Source organism: Spirosoma fluminis, assembly GCF_054778895.1.
Map to the genome: position 1 here is coordinate 176,320 of NZ_BAAGZD010000002.1, position 16,168 is coordinate 192,487.

At 49.2% G+C, this 16,168-nt stretch carries 15 protein-coding genes and 1 tRNA gene; 7 read left to right on the forward strand and 9 right to left on the reverse strand.

From position 1 onward, the window contains the following. The first annotated feature begins 75 nt into the window (after positions 1–75). Both ACYVBJ_RS01185 and ACYVBJ_RS01190 read left to right on the forward strand, forming a co-directional pair. Positions 76–1,029, forward strand: a complete 954-nt coding sequence (locus tag ACYVBJ_RS01185) for a hypothetical protein (protein ID WP_460980474.1) — start codon at positions 76–78, stop codon at positions 1,027–1,029. A 4-nt stretch (positions 1,030–1,033) separates the two neighbouring features. After that, complete coding sequence (locus ACYVBJ_RS01190) at positions 1,034–1,870, forward strand: hypothetical protein (protein WP_460980475.1); 837 nt, start codon at positions 1,034–1,036, stop codon at positions 1,868–1,870. Between the two features lie 15 nt (positions 1,871–1,885). Here ACYVBJ_RS01190 and ACYVBJ_RS01195 read toward each other — a convergent pair whose 3' ends face one another. The 7 genes from ACYVBJ_RS01195 to ACYVBJ_RS01225 form a co-directional block, all read right to left on the reverse strand. Further along, complete coding sequence (locus ACYVBJ_RS01195; protein ID WP_460980476.1) at positions 1,886–2,374, reverse strand: hypothetical protein; 489 nt, start codon at positions 2,372–2,374, stop codon at positions 1,886–1,888. Then, entirely contained in the window at positions 2,371–2,577 is a 207-nt protein-coding gene (locus ACYVBJ_RS01200) for a hypothetical protein (protein ID WP_460980477.1), read from the reverse strand. Before ACYVBJ_RS01200 ends, ACYVBJ_RS01195 begins: the two co-directional genes overlap by 4 nt. A 148-nt stretch (positions 2,578–2,725) precedes the next feature. Then, complete coding sequence (locus ACYVBJ_RS01205) at positions 2,726–3,613, reverse strand: metallophosphoesterase family protein (RefSeq protein WP_460980478.1); 888 nt, start codon at positions 3,611–3,613, stop codon at positions 2,726–2,728. Between the two features lie 12 nt (positions 3,614–3,625). Beyond that, complete coding sequence (locus ACYVBJ_RS01210) at positions 3,626–4,282, reverse strand: hypothetical protein (protein WP_460980479.1); 657 nt, start codon at positions 4,280–4,282, stop codon at positions 3,626–3,628. 4 nt (positions 4,283–4,286) lie between these two features. Beyond that, a complete protein-coding gene (locus ACYVBJ_RS01215; RefSeq protein WP_460980480.1) occupies positions 4,287–5,552 on the reverse strand; it encodes a glycerophosphodiester phosphodiesterase in 1,266 nt (421 codons plus the stop codon). After that, on the reverse strand, positions 5,549–6,247 hold the full coding sequence (locus ACYVBJ_RS01220) for a hypothetical protein (RefSeq protein WP_460980481.1): 699 nt from the start codon (positions 6,245–6,247) through the stop codon (positions 5,549–5,551). Before ACYVBJ_RS01220 ends, ACYVBJ_RS01215 begins: the two co-directional genes overlap by 4 nt. A gap of 161 nt (positions 6,248–6,408) precedes the next feature. After that, positions 6,409–6,481: transfer RNA gene (locus ACYVBJ_RS01225), tRNA-Met, on the reverse strand. Positions 6,482–6,627: 146 nt separating this feature from the next. Here ACYVBJ_RS01225 and era point away from each other — a divergent pair. The 4 genes from era (at position 6,628) to ACYVBJ_RS01245 (ending at position 10,460) form a co-directional block, all read left to right on the forward strand. Continuing rightward, positions 6,628–7,548, forward strand: coding sequence for a GTPase Era (gene era, locus ACYVBJ_RS01230; RefSeq protein WP_460980482.1), 921 nt, complete (start codon positions 6,628–6,630; stop codon positions 7,546–7,548). A 99-nt stretch (positions 7,549–7,647) separates the two neighbouring features. Further along, the gene (gene der / locus ACYVBJ_RS01235) at positions 7,648–8,955 is read left to right on the forward strand and encodes a ribosome biogenesis GTPase Der (RefSeq protein WP_460980483.1); all 1,308 of its coding nucleotides are present in this window, start codon (positions 7,648–7,650) and stop codon (positions 8,953–8,955) included. A 55-nt stretch (positions 8,956–9,010) separates the two neighbouring features. After that, a complete protein-coding gene (locus tag ACYVBJ_RS01240) occupies positions 9,011–9,937 on the forward strand; it encodes a DMT family transporter (protein ID WP_460980484.1) in 927 nt (308 codons plus the stop codon). 214 nt (positions 9,938–10,151) lie between these two features. Then, on the forward strand, positions 10,152–10,460 hold the full coding sequence (locus tag ACYVBJ_RS01245; protein WP_460980485.1) for an ArsR/SmtB family transcription factor: 309 nt from the start codon (positions 10,152–10,154) through the stop codon (positions 10,458–10,460). A 63-nt stretch (positions 10,461–10,523) separates the two neighbouring features. On the opposite strand, the gene ruvB is transcribed toward ACYVBJ_RS01245, so the two are convergent. Together ruvB and ACYVBJ_RS01255 are read right to left on the reverse strand one after the other, a co-directional pair. Continuing rightward, a complete protein-coding gene (gene ruvB / locus ACYVBJ_RS01250) occupies positions 10,524–11,552 on the reverse strand; it encodes a Holliday junction branch migration DNA helicase RuvB (protein ID WP_460980486.1) in 1,029 nt (342 codons plus the stop codon). Between the two features lie 100 nt (positions 11,553–11,652). Further along, positions 11,653–14,886 (reverse strand): PKD domain-containing protein, encoded by a 3,234-nt coding sequence (locus ACYVBJ_RS01255; RefSeq protein WP_460980487.1) that lies wholly within the window; start codon positions 14,884–14,886, stop codon positions 11,653–11,655. A gap of 230 nt (positions 14,887–15,116) precedes the next feature. Here ACYVBJ_RS01255 and ACYVBJ_RS01260 point away from each other — a divergent pair, with 230 nt between their 5' ends. Further along, the gene (locus tag ACYVBJ_RS01260; protein WP_460980488.1) at positions 15,117–16,148 is read left to right on the forward strand and encodes a PorP/SprF family type IX secretion system membrane protein; all 1,032 of its coding nucleotides are present in this window, start codon (positions 15,117–15,119) and stop codon (positions 16,146–16,148) included. Positions 16,149–16,168: the final 20 nt, after the last annotated feature.

Genomic DNA, 16,168 nt, shown 5'->3' on the forward strand with positions numbered 1-16,168 from the left:
AAGATCTGGGTGCTAAATAGTTGTAAGATAAGCGAAACTGCCTGACTTTTGTCGGATCGAATTTGTACGTGCCGTATGTTCATCCAAAAAAATTTCCTGCTTATTGTGCTAGCCCTCGCTACGGTGTTTGCGTTTGCTCTGAAAGCAACTGTCTTTCAGAGCAACCCATCCGCAGCGTCGATTACACAGGCAGTTCCACCAGCTAATTTCGCTAAGTACTGGGCTACCGGAAAAGCGGAAGTAAACACGTACAAGCTTGAACAGGCGGAGTCTGGCACCTTAAATCCTGGCGAAGCCGTGCTGATTTTCGCGACCGAAGACTTTCGAACTGATAAACAGGTACAAGCGCAAACGCCGGAAGGCCATGACCGATCCATACCCGTTCTGAAAACAAACCTGCTCAAAAAATTCACAGCCGGACTCTCCGATTATTCGCTTTCCACCTCTGTTTTTACCCCTATTAGTGCTGGTCAACTGTCTCCATATTCGAATACGTTGAAAGTTAGTACGTCGGGCCAGGATTGGAATGGGCACAGCTACGTACAGCTTAATTACCGTAACAATGGCTACCAGGTGAGTGGTAGGTCGTATGTTGAGAACGAAGTGGACGAAGCGTATACGCTGGAAAAGGCAATGCTGGAAGACGAACTCTGGAACCGCATCCGGCTCAATCCGGGCAGATTGCCCACGGGCGAAATTCACCTGATCCCGGGTACAATGACGGCCCGATTACGTCATAAACAGCTCCATCCGTTAGTAGCGAACGCTAAAGTGAGCCCTTATCAGGGAATTTTGTATCCGGGAAAAAAACTTACGGCCTACACCATATCATACCCCTCCGACGACCGTACACTGATGCTTGTCTTTGACAATCAATTTCCGCATAAGATTGTGGGCTGGGAAGAAACCTATCGGAGCAAAGACAACCTTCTGACCTCGCGCGCGGTTTTAAAGAAAACGCTTATAACCGACGATTGGAATCACAACGCGCCTGCGTACAGTACGTTACAGGCGAAAGTAGTGCAGTAAACGTATGCAACTAGTCAATTTGATCACGAAAAATCCAGCAACGTATCGTTCAGCGAACCACATCTATTCGCTAAGAACGGTGTGCGTCTTTGGCGTTCTGCTGTGCAGTCTTTTCCTGCAATCCTGCTCTTCTGACAATGACAAGCCCATAACAACCGACGAGCCAACCTACACACTGATCTTCCTGGATAAGACACGTAGCGTGAACGTCAACAAAGCGTTTGTCGCGCAGAAATATCAGCAGGCCATTGCCGATATTATTGAACAGAACATCCGGCAGAAAGGCGACAGACTGGATGTGTATTTCATCCACGAAAACACCTCGAAAGCGCGGGCGCTGAACGTAACGACACGTACTGAATTGGAAGATCTTAGTGCCGCCAGCCCAACTGACCGCGAAGCCGCCGAAACAGAATTCAATCTGATGTTAAGTCGGGAAAAAGCACAGATTCGTCAGCGGGTTTTGCAACAGTTATTAGCTCAGAATGCGGGTGCGTCGAATCAGGAGACGGATATATGGGCCAGTCTGCCCGTTATTGCCAAGGCGAACGAATCTGGGGCTACGGTAAAAGTATATTACCTGAGCGACATGATCGAAAGCGTTAAAGGAGCCGACCGCCGGGATTTTCAGGTGAAGCCGCCAAAAGATAACGCCCAGGCCGACGAATGGGCAAAGGCCGATGCCGGACAACTTAAGCGGTATACCATTGGGAGCCCCGAGATTACCCTCATTTTACCGTTCGAGCCAAACGCATCGGTAAAAGAGAATAACCCGGCTGTAACCCAATATTGGCAGACTCTATTGTCGGAACTTGGCGCGGGTACTATAAACGAGCAGTAAGGCCGCGCTTCAACGTCAGAGGTTAGTGATCGGAACCGATTCTTTGGCTAGATAATACTCAGCCTCCTGCAAGGCTCTCTTGATGTGTCTGTTGAGGTAAATACGTTGCTTATCCACGAAGAAAGCAACTTCCTCATCGTAGTCAACCGTGAAGAACACGCCATTGGCAAAATAGCCCGTACCTGCGTTATGATAGCAGTTAAACTGGCTTATGGAACCGGTATTCAGGGCATTCTTTTCAGCAATAAGTTGCTCGTTTAAGCCGTGTACCAGCGACGTAATGTCCTGAATTTTACCGTTTACGCCAACCTCTTTTGTGAAGTCGATCCGTTGCCCAGCTGCTTCGGACTGCTGCAAAACATCATTCAACAAAGGAATAAGTTCGACGAAGGCTCGCTCGCAGGCACCGTCATCGACACGGTTCTGGTCAAATACATCCGACTCCAGTAACTGATGCAGGCGATTTAGACGCGACTTACGCTGCTCATCCGGGGGCGTAGTCATAAACCCGCGCTCCGTTTAGCAGACGATCTCAGAAAAATAGGCTGTAGTTGGTCTTCTACCTGTATTGGCTGGAGAATTACGGCCGGATATAAACGCTCCTGTTCGGTAACCATAGGCCGAAACATAGGAACGAAATACGTACCGATGTCTGTCGCCCGAAACAGTACGTCGAGCTTGTTAAAAAAACGTTTGATTGTTTTCATCGGCATAAGGTAGTCAATTAATTACGCAGTCTCGGTACTTTGTATATAAAAGACCAACATTACCGATAAAGTTTAAACAAAGGCAAAATAAATCACTAAAAATCAGAAAGTTAATTCGCTTCGTTATACCTGTCTACTACCGTGCCGTTCAACTCCCCTGACTCGCCACCTCAGTAGCGGTAGCAATCTGGTAACTATACCCTTCTTTGAAGCCCGAGAAGTCGTTTTTCAGACAGTACGAAGTCAAAGCCAATCCATCGCCTTCGCGCCGAACTGATAGGTAATGAAACAAAGGTTTGTAGGTTGTAGCCAGATCAGGTAACCGACTGGGTGACAGGTTCAGGGGCTGTCGTAGCCCTCCTCCCCCACCAATCACCAAAAACTCTTTATTCTCAAATCGGTAGCGCTCAAATGCGTGTGAGTGCCCGGTAATGAACAGTTGAGCTTTGGCCGATCTGATATAAGGCGGCACAAACCGCTGCTGTACCAGCTTCGATGATCCAACCAGTTTACTGTTTGAATAGGGAGCATGGTGGCAGGTTACAACGACGACCGCTATAGCTGGGTCGGCATCAAGATCAGCCAGCGTTTGCTCGTACCAGGTTTGCTGCTTCACTAAATTAGCCGCCGAAAGCGTATGAAAGTTTGAATTCAGCATCACCACCGCTACATCGCCCGTCTTCTGTAAATAACCCGTTGGGCTATGCTCCGGAAACCGCTTCTGAAAGTTGCGGGCTCCTTTACGGGGCCTGCCCATTACGTCGTGATTGCCCATAATGGCATACACCGCCGTACCTACTTCGGTGCAGTTTGCCAAGAACTGGTCGATTATCCGCCATTTATTGTTCCGATAACCCAGCGAAACAATGTCACCAAGCCAATACAGCACCGGTGGCTTTAACCGGATGATCTCGGAAAAAATAGCCATCGTTGCTTTTGTATTCTGATGCGCCCGCAGCACTAAACGCTCAACCCACATGGGGGCCTGCGTATCGCTCAGGAACAGAATATCTGTTTTTTTGTCGTCTTCCATCATACTCTAATTCACTTACCATGAAAATGCGCGCCATACCAATTGCAGTTGTAACGAAAAGTTGGCGTCGTTAGTAGCCGTAGCGTTGAGCCATTTTACTTCAGTAGCCAACCGAAACCGGCGATTGATGGGTTGGGTATAAGCCGCTGCGGCCATCCAGCCAACGCTTAATCGATTGGATGTCACCCTTCCTTCGTAATTTAACTCCGACTGAATCAGATAAGCCCCCGTTCCACCGGTTATCGACAGTCGCCGGGCTAAACTACGTTCTGTGCCACTTAACCAGGCCAATGGCATCGAGAAAACAATCAGCACCGGTATTGCCGACACCGATACGCCTGCTGCTTGATTGGCCGATGCACCCTGGTACGAATACATAGGTGTCCATCCCGTTTCCAGGCCAATCCGTAACCGGTGATCAGGGTACCACATCGCCCGAAATGTAAACGGAGTGCCAAAGCGTTTAAAAATCACCCGGTCGAGCGTAGATGGAACCCCCAGCTGCGCCCCATAATAGGCGACGCCACAGCCTCCTATCAACACAAGGTTATACGGATCCCGCTTTGGCTTCGCCGTCAGTGAATCGGTTGCTGCGGCCGTTTGCGCCTTGGTACCTGCATAAGTTCCAAGCAGAACGATCAAGCAGCCAAGTATGCGTACGTAGTGTGCCATAGAGTTACTGACCGACATAATGGTAATACGCAACAACCGGTGAATAGTTTGACAGTATTCCGTTGAAACGGCCCTGATTGATAAACTCCTCAATGAACTTTGGTTCGTCGAGCGTCCAGACAAATACCGTATGGCCCGCTTCCTGCATAGCCTCCACTTCGCTCGTCTGCGGACCGAGTGTCCAGCGAGGTGCCCATATACGAGCACCCAGCGACTGGGTGATAGCGGTATCTAACTCGCATAAAATGGGCGTATCTTCCTTATTGGCCAGTGCCCGGTACGAGTCAACAGCTTCCTGGCTCGGTAGTCCGATTACAATTTGTACGTTACGTCCGGCGGCCAGAGCCCATTGTCGATACTTCTGCTGAATGGCCTGCACTTTATCCATTGGCCCAATATACTTGGTATCGAGCCACACAAATTCGAGGGGCGTACTGTTGACAACTGTTTCTAACGCTTCTTCCAGCGTGGGTATCTTCTCTCCGTTGATGAGCCGGACAAACGTTTGCAGTTGCTGATACGTATATGACTCAACGGATCCCTCCAACCCATTTTTCTGGATAAGCCGGAGATTGAGTGTGTTGTCGTGATACAGGATTGGAACACCGTCTTTCGTATAGCGCACATCCAGTTCAATACCGGTTGCGCCCAGCCTGGAAGCTAGCTTGATTATTTCAATCGAGTTTTCTGAGGCAGGCAGCAAATCGGAGGTGCGCCCACCCGACCGGTGGGCCATGATCGAAAATGGCTTTGTATTTAACGGGCGCTGGTAGGTCAAGGTAAGCTTTTGGGAAGGAGCAGCGGTCTGCTCACCGAAGGCGCCATCCAGCACAAGCGTGTCATTATCAGCTAAGCTATCCGCAAAAGCAACAAACTGTCCATTCCGTTTGGTCCGGAGGGTAAAGCGAACCTGCCCGGTTGCCGTATTTACGAGCTTTCGCCAATAACCGCCGATCACTAAACTATCCTTTGTCCGCTGTCCTTCGAGGTTAAAGAACGTAGCGTCTACACCCGAGAAAATGGATACGTAGTGAGTAGTGTCCGTTCCATTCAGCAAGTACGTCCATTTCAGGGCCACCTGGCTCCCGAAGCGGGTCGACCCATCCGAAACAGCATACACTCCTTCCATCATAGTACGAATAGGCTTGGTAAAATGCCCTGCTCCGGATTCATTCACAAACGCGTAAGGTACGGGGGATTCGTATTGTTTCCGGCATCCTCCTACCAGCAACCACAGGCAACATATAACCAGATAATACGTCTGTTTCACAGAATAAATGCGAAAAAAAGTTGAGGATAAAACAAGTCTCGATCAAACGTATCGTAGAGTGACCAGAACTGCCAGTTAAAGTTTGAATAGGCCGCCCGGAGCCCGAGCGTTACGTGCCGCTTATCATAAAAGGGCTGTTCAAGTATAAATGAGAAAGCAACGCCATTGAAGCTTGCCCGCTTATCCTCCACAGCTAATGTACCGACGCTCGACCGGTAGTATAGATCAATTATAGCCTCCGACCGAACGGTCAGCTGCAAATCCTTTGTCAGTCGATACCCTACCGATATGTTTGGAAAGCTTTGTACGCCATAAGCCTGACTATTGAATACGTCTTTGATCTTAAGCGCCCCGAACCAGCCCGATACCTCATAACCCGCCGATGCGAATAATTTAGTCGTGATCGGCGTAGCCCAGCGAGCACCAAGTGTTAAGCTACTTTGCACGATTTGGGTTTGCAGCCGACCTACCGCAAACAAATGCTTCGTTAAGCCACGTTGTAAGTTGACATCAATAGCTGGCACACTCACTCTAACTTCTTCGGTTAGTTCGGGTGGTGTCGTGGTGAAGATTAACCCTATTGATTTATGCCACTCACCCGGTTGGGGAGCTTGCGGAAAATAGATACCCGGTTGATTGGATATGGGTGCCTCGGCCTCGGTTTGCGCAAAAGCGCTGGAGGCTGCTATTGCCAAACAGGAGATGAACAGGCAAGCCCGGTTGGATATAATTCGAAAAATGGTCACCTAACGTTGAGTGGTGGTAGTTAGATGATGTAAACCGGATTGGTACAGGTTATGTTAGGTGCAGTTAAATAAACACAAAAAGCCACTGGCAACCAGTGGCTTTACTTTAGTAGCGGGAGCTGGACTCGAACCAGCGACCTTTGGGTTATGAGCCCAACGAGCTACCAACTGCTCCATCCCGCGATGTTTGGACTGCAAAAGTACGGCGACTTTCTAAATAAACAACTACCTTTGTCAAAAAAAGTTTTACTCCCTGCCGGAAACGTTTTTTTCCAGCAGGGAGTTGTTTGCTAAAGCCACTGAAAATCAATTAGTGGGATCACCTACGCATGAACACAAAATCTGTAGAAAATTTTCCGGCCGATCACAAGGCCGGTTTCGTCAGCATCGTTGGCAAACCGAATGTTGGTAAATCAACGCTGATGAATCAACTGGTTGGCGAACGATTATCGATCATCACCTCCAAAGCGCAAACCACCCGCCACCGCATTATGGGTATTCTGAACGGAACCCATAACGGTCAGGAATTCCAGCTCGTTTACTCCGACACGCCCGGTATTATAAAGCCTCAGTATAAGCTTCATGAATCTATGATGAGCTTTGTACGTGGCTCGCTGGAAGATGCCGATGTGGTGCTGTTTGTCACAGACATCTTTGAGCAGCACGACGAGAACGACGTTATTCAGCGGCTTCAAAAATCGGAAGTACCTGTCCTGTTGCTGATTAATAAGATTGATCAGGCCACGCAGGAGCAGGTTGAAGAGAAGATTACGTACTGGCAGGAGCATTTCAACGCGCAGGAAATTATGCCTATTTCTGCCTTGAACGGCTTTAACATTGACCGCGTATTTGAGGGCATTATCAGCCGCTTGCCTCAGCATCCGCCTTACTTCCCGAAAGACGAGCTGACCGATAAGCCGGAGCGCTTTTTCGCATCCGAAATCATCCGGGAAAAAATCTTTCTTAATTACAAAAAGGAAGTCCCGTACAGCAGTGAAGTCGTCGTAACTGGCTTTAAAGAGAAAGAAGACATCATTGTGATTCAGGCCGAGATTTTGGTTGAACGCGCCACACAACGCGCAATTCTGCTCGGAGAAGGCGGTAAGATGATCAAAAAAACGGGCATCATGGCCCGCGAGGAACTGGAACGCTTCTTCGGCAAAAAAGTATTCTTAGAGCAATTCGTTAAAGTAGAACCCGACTGGCGTCAGAAAGAGCGTATGCTCAAGCGTTTAGGGTATGATGAATAAGCATCAGGAGTGAAAAGCGAGGAGTGAGAATGGCTGATGTAAGCATTTTAACCAGAGCATTCTCACTCCTCGCTCCTCACTCCTCACTCCTTTTAAGAAATGGCAAATATTGTTGCAATAGTTGGCCGCCCAAATGTGGGCAAGTCCACGCTGTTTAACCGGTTGACGGAACAGCGGCAGGCCATTATGGATAATCAGAGTGGTGTTACCCGTGACCGCCACTACGGTACAGCGGAATGGAACGACAAGTATTTCACCGTTATCGATACTGGCGGCTATGTGGTTGGCTCGGAAGACGTATTTGAAGAGTCAATTCGCGAGCAGGTGGAAATTGCAATCCAGGAGTCGACCGTTCTGTTGTTCGTCGTTGATACGCAAACTGGTATAACAGGTTTAGACGAAGATTTTGCGGACGTACTACGTCGGACAAAGAAGCCGGTATACGTGGTTGCCAACAAAGCTGAGACTTCGGATCGAACTCATAGTGCGGTCGAATTTTATGGGTTAGGGTTAGGTGATCCGTATCCAATTTCGTCGATGACCGGCAGCGGTACCGGCGACCTACTGGATGAAGTGGTAAAGCACTTTCAGATACAGGGAGTAGAAGATCCGGATGCGGGCATTCCCCGTATCGCAATTCTGGGCCGTCCTAACGTCGGGAAATCCTCGTTTTTGAACGTATTGACTGGCCAGGAACGTAGTATCGTAACCGACATTGCCGGTACCACCCGCGACGCGATCAATACCCGTTACAAAGCGTACGGGAAAGATTTTATTTTGACGGACACCGCTGGTATTCGTCGTAAAGCCCGGATTCAGGATAACATCGAGTTCTACTCTACGCTTCGGTCGATCAAGGCCATGGAAGAGTCTGATGTATGCATTATCATGCTCGATGCTACGCGTGGTCTGGAGGCTCAGGATCTGAACATCATTGGTCAGGCGGTTAAAGTAAAAAAAGGCGTAGTCATCATGGTCAACAAATGGGACGCCGTTGAAAAAGACCACCGGACTGCCGATGTGTTGCGGAAAGAGATGATCGAGCGCATGATGCCGATCGACTATCTGCCCATCATCTTCGCGTCTGTCCACGAAAAACAGCGCATTTTCCAGGTTATGGAAAAGGCAATGGAAGTCTACGAAAACAAGAGCAAGCGCATAGCGACCTCGAAGCTGAACGAAGCCTTGCAGCCTGAAATTGAGAGGTATCCTCCGCCTTCAATGAAAGGCAAGATGATCAAGATTAAGTATATGCTTCAGCTGCCTACTCCTTCACCGACGTTTGTATTTTTCTGCAATCTGCCGCAGTACGTTCAGGAGTCTTATCAGCGCTTTCTGGAGAATAAAATCCGGGCCCATTTCGACTTTACGGGTGTTCCGCTAACCTTGTTTTTCCGCCAGAAATAAATGTTACGTCCCGCCAGCGCTGATTTAGGTCATCGCTGGCGGGATAAATTTGTCCATGTTGCCGCAGTCTACCCGTACACGCTATTGGCTTGGTGCCTTTCTGGTGTTTCTAGCGGCTTTTTGCTTCGCAACAAAAGGGATTCTGATCAAGCTGGCGTATCAGTATGAAATCGACGCGATTTCGCTGCTCACGTTACGTATGCTTTTTGCTTTACCTTTCTACATCGGTATTGCGCTAAACCTGGCCCAAAAATATCCTCCTGTTCAGCTTACAACACGGCAATGGCTAACCCTGGCAGCCCTGGGAATTACAGGCTATTATTGCGCCAGCTTCTTTAACTTCCTGGGCTTGGTTTACATCACAGCAAGTCTGGAGCGGATTCTGCTGTTTACGTATCCCACCTTTGTGCTGCTCATGAATGCCTTTGGCCGACGGGTTACGCGGTTGCAGCTGCTGGCACTTGGTCTTACCTACGCCGGTATATTCATCGCCTTTATTGGCAACATTGAAACCTCTTCGCAACGAGACGTTGTCCTGGGTGCCTTTTGGGTTATTTTAAGCGGTTTGGTGTATGCAGTTTATCTGGTCGGCAGCGACCGCATGATTACCCACGTTGGCTCTCAGCGCTATACCTGTTACGCTATGATGGCAGCCACAGTGCCGACAGTTATTCATTGCCTGGTCCAGAATGGCTTGCAGATTGACCATTATCCAATGCCCATTTATGGGCTGGGCCTAGGCATGGGCATTTTCGTGACAGTAATTCCGACATTCATGATTACCGAAGGCATTAAACGGGTTGGTTCCGGAAATGCATCCATTATTGGTAGTGTGGGGCCAATATTTACAATTGTGTTATCAAGTACGATCCTTCACGAGCGTATCAGTACAGAACAAATTGTGGGTACGTTGTTGGTACTTACCGGCGTATTTCTGATTGGATGGCGGGGTAATCGGCCAGGCAACACAGCCGCCCGTTAACTGATTGTCTGTTATGGATTATAGATATCATTTATGAGTAAATCTTACTACTATATTTATCAGAAACCTAATCCATTAACAAGTTTACATGCCCCAATAGGATACAAATTTACCTTTAAATAAGAAACGCTCACTTTCAGCGTGTTAGTCCATAAAGTATGACGCTTTTTGACTTATCTTGCCTACGTATCACACCTGACAATCTCATTCTTGTATGGCTACTGATAAGGTTATGGACGACGATAAACGTATTGACAAAGCGGCTTATGTACTTAAGGCCGTCGCTCACCCATTGCGAATCAAAATCATTCAAATGCTGAATGATAACAAAGAACTGAACGTATCCACGATTTATAAAAATCTGAACGCGGAACAGTCTCTGATTTCCCACCATCTGATTAATATGCGCGACAAAGGCATATTGGATATTCGACGTAGTGGAAAAAATATCTACTACTATCTTGTCGACACGGCCGTATCCGAGATAATCGATTGTATTTATAAGAGCAAAATTCTTAACTAGAAAGTTAAACCCGTTACCTGTCAACGGCCAACAAAAAAGCCCTCTGCGTAGAGGGCTTTTTTATTAACCGAATAACTCACCGGTTTTATAGTGCGGCACAATGCCTAAGTGCATGTACGCCTTTTCCGTCGCTTCCCGACCGCGTGAGGTCCGCTTCAAAAAACCCTCCTGAATAAGAAACGGCTCGTATACCTCCTCAATCGTTTCGGCTTCTTCCCCACAAGCCGTTGCGATCGTCGTAAGCCCTACTGGCCCGCCCTTGAATTTGTCGATGATGGTCAGCAGAATCCGGTTGTCCATATCATCCAGCCCATTCTGATCTACATCGAGTGCGCTCAGAGCAATCTCGGCAATGTCGACGTTGATGTACCCGTTTCCTTTCACCTGCGCAAAGTCGCGGGTTCGGCGCAGCAGGTTGTTGGCAATACGTGGTGTACCCCGACTACGACGGGCAATCTCGTAGGCACCTGATTCGTCGATAGGCGTCCCCAAAATGGCCGCTGACCGTTGAACAATGGTCGTAAGGAGCTGGGCGTCGTAATATTCTAACCGGCAGCTAATGCCAAACCGCGCCCGCAGTGGAGACGTCAGCATACCCGCCCGCGTCGTCGCGCCAATCAGGGTAAACGGATTAAGCTTGATCTGTACCGTCCGGGCGTTTGGGCCGGAGTCGAGCATGATATCGATCTTGTAATCCTCCATAGCCGAGTACAGGTACTCTTCCACGATGGGGTTCAGCCGGTGGATCTCGTCGATAAACAGGACGTCGTTCGGTTGCAGATTCGTCAGTAGTCCGGCCAGATCGCTCGGCTTGTCCAACACAGGCCCGGAGGTCATTTTGATGTTGGCGTTGAGTTCATTCGCTATAATGTGCGACAGCGTTGTTTTGCCCAAACCCGGAGGGCCATGAAGCAGTACGTGGTCGAGCGCTTCGCCCCGTTGCATAGCTGCCCGCACGAATACTTCGAGGTTTTCGAGCACTTTAGCCTGGCCCGTAAAGTCTTCGAACGACAGCGGCCGGAGCGCCCGTTCGATCTCTTTATCGGTGGTGGTCATTCCGTCGTTCGTTCCCTTCAGAAAGTCGTTTCGCATGGTATTGATTAGTGCAATCCTGCTCGAATAAGGCCTGTTTTTCAGGTCAATCCGAACAAGTCGTTTCCATCAAATTTACAAAAAAAACAGGAGAAAACCGCTACCTAATCAGCATTACCGTACCTCGTTTTGTGACCTGGCCACGCTCCGGAAACGACTCACTTTTGTAGGTTACAACGTACGGATACGTCATGGCTGGGTACGTTGTTCCTTTGTAGGTTCCGTCCCATTTCTGCTCGGGATTTGTGCTCACAAATATCACTTCGCCCCACCGGTTGTAAATCCTGAACTCGTAATCCGTAATGTAGGCGGTAAACACCTGGAGCAGATCATTCTGGCCGTCGTTATTTGGCGTAAAGGCATCGGGTATGTTGACGCGTGGCTCACACAGATTAATGACTCGTGCTGTGGCCGTGGCTGTACATCCCTGCGGGTCAGTAGCCTGAACCACAAAGTCCCCAGTCTGGCTTACCGTAACAATAGCGTTAGTTTCATTCAGCGAAGGCCAGAAGAAACTTAGGTTATTGCCTCCACTTGCCACCAGTTGCGCCTTACCTGCATCGCCTACGCACAAGTACGCGTCTTTCGTAAGATTGAACGTAGGAGCGCCTGGCTGTTTCAGTGTAAACGCCGTATCGGTCTCGCAGAAGTACGCAGAATCGGTAACAGTTACCGAGTATGAGCCCGGCGGAATTGCCAATTGTCTGTTAGCTGTACCCGAAAGCGGTCCTGAGGCATCCGCCCAGACGTACGCGTACCGACCAGCAGCGCTGGGCGTTACTTCGATTGCCCCATCCGCTGATGTGCACGATTTAGGATCGGTCAGCGTAGCACGCAGATTCAGTTTTGGCAGCTCATTTACCTGGATGGTATCGGCGTTTTCGCAAACGCCCCCGTCGGGCTCATTAAACCGGGCGGTAACGCTGTACGATCCGCCCTTCGACACCGAGATGTCGCGCGTGGTTTCGCCATTGCTCCACTGAAACTGGGTCCAGGTGCGTTGCGGAACGGTCAGCTTCACCGACGCCCGGTAACACACAACCGTATCCGGGCCAAGATCGAGCGACGGTACCGGCTTTATAAGCACCTGAATGGTATCGCTCTTAAAACATCCACCATTGGCGGCCAGACCAATAACCTGGTAGTAGCCGATCCGGGTAATGGTGACGGTCTTTTGCCTGCTGACTACCCTCCCATTGACAATCCACGCATAGAGTTTGGCGTCAACCTTCAAGTCAAGCGTGATGCCCTTTTTGTTACATATCGACGTATCAGCCCCGAGTTTTATGTCCGGTGGTGTTTCAACAATGGTGATTGTGTCCTTAATAATGGTGTCTTTGCAGATTCCCCCATTGCTGGTTCGGGTTACAATGCGCAGGCTGACAGCATAGTCTCTGGGCTGCTTATAAGTGTGCTGTATCGGATTCAGTGCGGTTGTTGACGTAGGCTGACTACCATCACCAAAATCCCAGGTATAGGTTTCTTTTAGCTTCGGACAGTTTGGACTAGCCTGAAACGTAGTGGGCTGATTGGCACACGTATCGGCGTAGGTAAAGCCCGGTCCACTGGAGTTATCGTTAAAGTTCGCAACCAGGTTCGGCAAACCCAACTGGCTGGTTTTCCCCCCAAGCGACTGCCCGTTCGGATTAAACTGCAAGCTGTCCAGTATACCCCCCGAATTCGGATTTTCAATCGTAGCTAACGAGTTACTACCCTTGATGGCCACATAAATACGCCCATCGGGGCCGATCTGGACAGACCCGTATTGTCGGGTTGTACTGCTGTCAACCACCGTTCGGGAGGCTGTGAGTAAGGAATCTCGTTGCGTTAAATTATACTGAAGTATGTATGATGAGCCCTTTAGACTACCATCCGCGTTGGTATCGGCCAGCATCGTTACGTAAAGTTTTTCACCATCAGGCGAAAACTCAACACCGTACGCTTTGGGGGGCGCGGGACCTAAGTCAAGCGTTCGATTAAAGGTCATTATACCCGTAGAGTCATTGAAGGTGTACAGGTCTACTGAGTTCTTCGGTGGCCCCGGAATCACAACTGCCATCGGCCGATTTCCTTTATTGCCCCCTGTTGTATCGGCCGGGCCAATTTTGATATACCCCTCAGCCTTCGATAACGTGTCTGCATTTATAGTTTGTCCACCTTCGTAGGTTGTAATCGTAGGGGTTTCCGCACGAGTCAGATGCCGTATTTCAAAACGGTTTGTGCCTAACACGCGGGAGATCACCCAGTACGTTGAGTCACGGTCGTTACGTACGGATGCAGACTGTTCAGTGCCTTGCCCAGGCTGGCTTACAGGAATATTTTTTTCTGTTATAGCGCCTTTGCCCGCGTTCTGACGCATGTCGACAATACTGTACGTCAATTGCTTCGCACCATTAATTTCCGTCGTTGTGTATACGTAATACAAGTACTCACATCCCCGGCAGGTCGGTTTAGGCACAATGAGCGCGGATTGGGTTGAATTTTTACTTCCTCCCAACGAAATCGGAGTAGCCGTTGCTGCTGAGTCGCGCGGATCAAGCGATTTCAACGGTTTTCCGTCTTTATCGTAGATGGTAATCCCGTCGGTATAGAACAGCAGAATACCTTTACTGTTGGCAATGGATGATGATCCTTCAATGGTGTTGAGCTTGGCGTCGTCAATGGGCTTAGGTGTACCACCTCCGCTAAAATCCAGACCCGCATTAGCTCCGAAATACCATTTCACGCCCTGCGATTCTTTCTTTTCGCCACACACATCGACGTTGATGCGGTCCTGATAGGAGCAACCATTCGGCCCGATAGCCTCCACAAAGTAACAGCCCGAACTATCGACCTCAATACTTTGCGTAGTCTGCCCTTTAGGATACCACAAAAAAGTTACTCCCGGAGGAGCAGAACCGCCCTGATAAGGATCAAGAGTAATCTTTTCTCCTTTACAAATGGTCGTATCAGTCCGCCAGTTAGCAAATGGCGACGGTGGCGTACCAATCGTAATTTTACGTTCCGAAACGAGAGACGTTCCACTAACCGTACGAGTTAATCGAATCGTATACGTACCCGGTTGCTGATAGACGTGGCGAGCTATAGAATCGTTTTGTTTGGTAACTGTGCTGTTATCGCCAAAATCCCAGACCCGCGTCGTCACGCCCGCCTGTATACTGTCCGTAAGGACAAGTGAATCGGCTTTACACTCCTGATCAGGTACGCAAGCCTTACCCCGAATCCTTATTCCCTGCGATGATACCTGCGCCTGAGCGGTGGAAGAAAGCCCGATCAAGGCAATCAGCACGGTCCAGAGCGCAAGTAAACGTGTATAATTAATAAAAGTTAGCATGTATAAACGCTGAATAAGCCCTCCACTCAAATTCGTCCCTCGGCATAACAACAACGGGGGCATTACGTTAGTATAAACGAAGCTGTTCTGCTAAAATTTTATTGCCCGACAGTCTCTAAAGCACTCCCATTCCGTCTAAATTTAGAGAGTATTACGTTGTATATACTTCGTTTCACTTCGCAACGTTGCAACAATGAATTTGGCCCAGTCTTTGCCACGATTAAGTCATTATGATTAAGAAATATATACTGACGATTTTGACGCTAGCCATTAGCCGGGCGGCCTTCGCACAAGACCCTCAGTTTACTCAATTTTACGCAGCTCCGTTGTACCTGAACCCCGCGTTTGCCGGGTCGGCGCTGGCCCCGCGCATCACGGCGAACTATCGGAACCAGTGGCCAGCCATTACGAACTACGTAACGACCATGATCGGTCTCGATCATTACTTCGACCGGATCAATAGTGGCGTTGGCCTTTTGATTCAGAATGACAACCAGGGTCAGGGTAGGATTCAGTCGACGGAGATAGGGTTGCAATACTCTTATCAATTTCAGGTCGGTGAAGAATCGTTCGTGCGGCTAGGTTTGCAGGGCTCCTACGTAAACCGAAATGTTAACTACTTCGGCCTGACCACGGGTGATCAATTTACCGACCGGGGTTTCATCACCGGCAGCGTTACGTCTGACCCGACGTTACTGGCCGGTTCACCCAAAAACAAATACCTGGATTTCTCGACTGGCGGTCTGTTCTACTCCGACTGGTTCTGGATTGGCGCGTCGGCGCACCACATCAACCGGCCCAATCAGGGTTTTTTCGTTGGCAACAACGAACGATTACCGATTAAAGGCAGTATTCAGGCCGGTTTACGGATTCCGCTGATGGGCTTTACGGGGTTAGCCGATGAAATGGATCGGGAAATCAGTTTCTCGCCGGTGGTTCTTTACAAGTTTCAGGGAAAATACGACCAACTGGATCTAGGCGCTTATCTGACGTACTCCCCGTTGACCGTTGGTGCTTATTACCGGGGGATTCCGTTTAAGAAGTACGACCAGACGATTAATAACCACGATGCTGTCGCCTTGTTGGCCGGTTATCGTGTGGACAAGTTCTCGATTGGCTATAGCTACGATTTCACCGTGTCGACACTCGGCAACAGTGGAGGTTCGCACGAGTTATCATTATCCTATGTCTTCGAAAAACCAGAAGGTCGTCGGCCCGGAGTGCGCAGACGAGATAAGAAGTTGCCTTGCCCTAAGTTCTAATTGCGTTTAGTCGACTGATT